The sequence below is a fragment of the Flavobacterium solisilvae genome, assembly GCF_012911605.1.
GTDB lineage: Bacteria > Bacteroidota > Bacteroidia > Flavobacteriales > Flavobacteriaceae > Flavobacterium > Flavobacterium solisilvae.
In genome coordinates, this window is sequence record NZ_JAAMPT010000179.1 from 1 (window position 1) to 3,960 (window position 3,960).

Consider the following 3,960-nt stretch of genomic DNA (forward strand, 5'->3'; position numbering starts at 1 on the left):
TGACTAATTTACCCTAAAATTTAGGTGGTCAATTTGGACTGGAATTGGGTGGTCAGTTTGCACCGAAATTGGTGGTCAATTTAGACTGGAAAGTGGTGGTCAATTTGACCGTTTTTTCCAGCCATAACGTATGTTTTATTAAATTATGGTGCAAAATTGTATGGTTTGGTTGTTTTTATTTCAGAAGTATATCCGAAGTGGAAATTTAATAAATGTAAAGTGTAGTTTTTTAAGCCACAAATTTCACGAATTTTCACAAATTAATTCCTAAATAAATTTTAAGAATTACTTTTAAACTTCTTCATTTGAAAATTGTTTTTTTAGTTCGTTGATGAAATAGGTAGGGGAGAATTTGTTTCGGCTGATGAATGCTTTGGTAAAAATTTGGGTTGAGCCAAAACCAACTTCTTCTGCCAAGGCTTTGTTTGTATAATTTCTGTACTTGTTGTGGTTTTTTAATAGTTCAACTACATGGTCTATTTTTAGATCATTGATATAATTGGTCAATTTTTTACCGCGGTATTCCGAAATTATTACTGATACGTATTTTGTATTGGTGTTTAGCATTGAAGCCATTTTTACTAAACTCATGTCTTTTTCCAAATACTTTTTCTTGTCTTCGAACTTTTTCAGGTTCTGCAGTATTTCTTTTACTAGTTCCGGATTTATGTTGGTTTTGGATTTATTTGTATGGATTGGTTCTTGAAAGACTTCGGCAGGTTTGTCTTTCATTATTTCATTAAATCTTTGTTTGTAGCGTCTTTTTGTTCTAAAATGCCAAATAGTTACTCCGACTATTGAAGTGGTTAAAAAGACAAACGCAATAGTGTATATTCTCTCATTGAAAATCAGTTTGTTTTCGATATCTTGTTTTGCTTTTAGCAAGCTCTTTGTATCAAATTCTTTGTGTATTTTATACGAAAGGTATTTGTAGTTTTTATGTAGAATTTTATCTGCTGCTAAAAGTTTATTGATGTATTGTAATTGCTTTTCTAAGTTGTTATTACTATCGTAATACTCTATAAGTAGTTCGTAGTTTTCTCGTAAATCAGGTCGGATAAAATTTTTCTCCGTAATTAACTGATCTGTTTTAATGAAATAAGATACTGCTTTTTCTTTTTCATTTTGTTCCCAAAAGCATTTGCCCAAGTAGAACCACGTAATGGTCAGGCTTACATAATCATTCCTTTTTTCGATTTCGGGTATTGTTTCCTCCAGTAGTTTAATCGCTTTCTGATACTTTTTTATTTTATATTGGTTTATTCCTTCGGAGTTTTTAAAATAGGGTATCATTTCATCGTTCTCTAATTCTTTGCATGTTTTTATTCCCAGCAAATTGTGAAACGAACTTAAATCGTATCTTCCTGTTTGGGTGTAACACAAAGCAATTCCATGCAATGATTTTAAATAACCGGTCTCGTTTTCTTCTTTGAAAAAGTCAATACAATCCGTGAATAAAGCAATTGCTTCTTCAAAATATCCAAGGTAATATTTTGTTTGCGCGATGGTGTATTTTACCTTGTGAATTAAGTATTGATCTTCGGTTTTTGAAATATAACTGTTCGCTATGATATAATTGTCCAGTGCCTTGGTATATTCTTTATTGTCATAGAAAGCTGCACCAATTGTTAGGTATGCTCCTCCAATAGTGACGTCATTTTTCGTTTCTTTTGCTTTGATCAATAGACTATCGGCATAAATCATCCTGAACTTCTTTTCAACCAAATGCATTATGGCTTTGTATGCCAAAGCTTGTTGCTGCACATTATTACTCTTTTTTGCTTCTTTGAGCCATAGATTGGCATAATCCAATGCCTTAGCGGTGTCTTTTATGTTTTTGATGACTTTTTTTTCATACTCTGAGAAACTTAGCTTTTTGGATTCAATTCCTTCCTGAGCATACTTATTTTCTGCATATAACCCCAACGATTTTATAAGTATTATCAGATAGAATAGTTTTCTCATTTCAATAAATTATGGTTAAAAGTCAGAATATTACCCTTGTAAGTATCCATTTGTAGATGTAAAAAATAAATATACTGAAAAATAGATAAGAGGCACTTTAAATGAATGTATATCGCTCACATATAGACCTTAACTGTTTTTAAACTACAATCATTGCAATTTGTTGATTCTAGAATTGACTAGTTTGTTTTCTGTAAACCATTATCAGTTGAGTTGCGGAGCTTGTTGGACTGATTTAGTTTTGGCTCGAATTCAAAATGGTTTTAACACAACAGTTAAAGCTAATCCATACTGTTCAGATTACCCCGGGCGAAATGAACTGATTAAAAAAATTATCAGTAACATTTAAACACATTCAACATGAAAATTTATTATTTGTACCTATTACTGGTACTGGTTTGTATATCCTGTGATACTCCCGTAAAGGAAAACAACAATGCTTTGAGCGCAGCCAAAATCAGTGAAAAGAGTTATAATTCACCTATTAATCCTTCTAACCCGTTTGATGATGCTGGTAAGATTCATAATGAAATCTTGACTTCTTATTATGCTCATTCTCCTTTACCAACCGAAACGGACAGTATTGTTGCCTTGCTTCACTCTAAAGCTACATTACATCCTTATTTCTCTACCCTAACAGGTTCGCTAATTTTACCCCAAGAGTTTGAAAAGCTACTTAGTCAACCCGATATTGCGCTACAGGATTTTTTGCAATCCAGTGATTTATCTGAAAAAGCAAAAATCAGTTTAAGCCAATACATTGAAGAGTTGTTATTTTATACTCATTCGAGTGACGATTATGCAGTAATTTATGATTACATTACCGGTTATGAACATACAATTACAGGTGAAACTCTTTACAGTTCAAATGAGAAAGCTATTATCTTATCGATAACCTCCATCACGAGACATAGTGTTTACCTGAAGAAAAAGCGTCCAAAAAAGAACACGGATCTTGACTGGGATTGGCTAACGACTAATATTGTTGGTGCTACTGCCGGAGCTAATGGCAATACGCAAAAGGCGATTTATATTGCTCTTGTTGCTGGGATTATTGAGAACAAATAAGTGTTTCTCTTGGATTTTGGCTATGAAATTTTAAAGACCGATTTTCACAGATTAGTCTTTAATATAAAAGATAGAAAAACTCATTTAAGAATTTGCTTTTTTATTTTAAAGTTTTCAGGAAAAGCTATGTCATCGCTTCAATTCTTTGTAACGAGCAGAGGTTTCAATCTCCAGTTTTTGGATTGTAGTTTCTAATTTAAGTTAGGTTTCATTGTAAAATTTATTCATATAGATTAATTGAGGATGTTGAAATAAAAATTATAATTAGCAAATAATAAGTGGGAGTTAATTTCTCCCACTTATGTAAAACTAATGGTTGCAAATGCTTTTTATCTTACTGATATAGACTATCTACTTTTTTATAATTTTAAAAGACTTTTTATAATTGTTTTCCATAACGATCACAAGCAAATACGATTCCTGGGCTAAGTTTGACAGATTAAGTTCGGTAGATGGGGCTAATGTTCTTACTAATCTGCCAGATATATCAAATACATAAATCACTTTAACATTTTCAATTTTTGAAACTTTGATTATATCTGTAAACGGATTAGGATATACAGATATCTTTGTTTCTTCTTCTGATTCGGAAATTCCTAAATCATTATCAATTGTTAAGATAGCTTGTAATTCCAAATTTTCATAATTAGCCATACTGATTATTGCTGTTACAGTATAAACACCAACATTTACCGCTGAATTTCCAGGTTGCGTATTGTTTTGAGAGTCTGTAATGGTATAGATTACCGTAGCGCCTGCCGTAGTGCCCGAAACAAATATCGAATGGGCTGTTCCGTCATAAGTAAACGTACCATTATTGAACATAACACCTGTGATTGTTGCATTGTCAATGGTCATTGTTGCCGATAGCTGCAAGTCGTTATAGTTCGGCATCTGTACCAAGGCATCCACGGTGTAAACTCCTGC

Annotated in this window: 3 protein-coding genes; 1 reads left to right on the forward strand and 2 read right to left on the reverse strand. The window is 32.4% G+C overall.

From position 1 onward, the window contains the following. Positions 1-291: 291 nt before the first annotated feature. Positions 292-1,965, reverse strand: coding sequence for a helix-turn-helix transcriptional regulator (locus G6042_RS00935; RefSeq protein ID WP_169522392.1), 1,674 nt, complete (start codon positions 1,963-1,965; stop codon positions 292-294). 360 nt (positions 1,966-2,325) lie between these two features. On the opposite strand from G6042_RS00935, the gene G6042_RS00940 reads away from it, so the two are divergent. Further along, positions 2,326-3,033, forward strand: coding sequence for a hypothetical protein (locus tag G6042_RS00940; protein WP_169522393.1), 708 nt, complete (start codon positions 2,326-2,328; stop codon positions 3,031-3,033). A gap of 351 nt (positions 3,034-3,384) precedes the next feature. Here G6042_RS00940 and G6042_RS00945 read toward each other — a convergent pair. After that, positions 3,385-3,960 (reverse strand): T9SS type A sorting domain-containing protein (locus G6042_RS00945; RefSeq protein WP_169522394.1); only part of this gene is annotated, 576 nt, incomplete at its 5' end.

Bases quoted from the DNA above. Each gene is read 5' to 3' on its own strand.
- G6042_RS00940 (WP_169522393.1), top strand. From the start codon at position 2,326: ATGAAAATTTATTATTTGTACCTATTACTGGTACTGGTTTGTATATCC.
- G6042_RS00935 (WP_169522392.1), bottom strand. From the start codon at position 1,965: ATGAGAAAACTATTCTATCTGATAATACTTATAAAATCGTTGGGGTTA.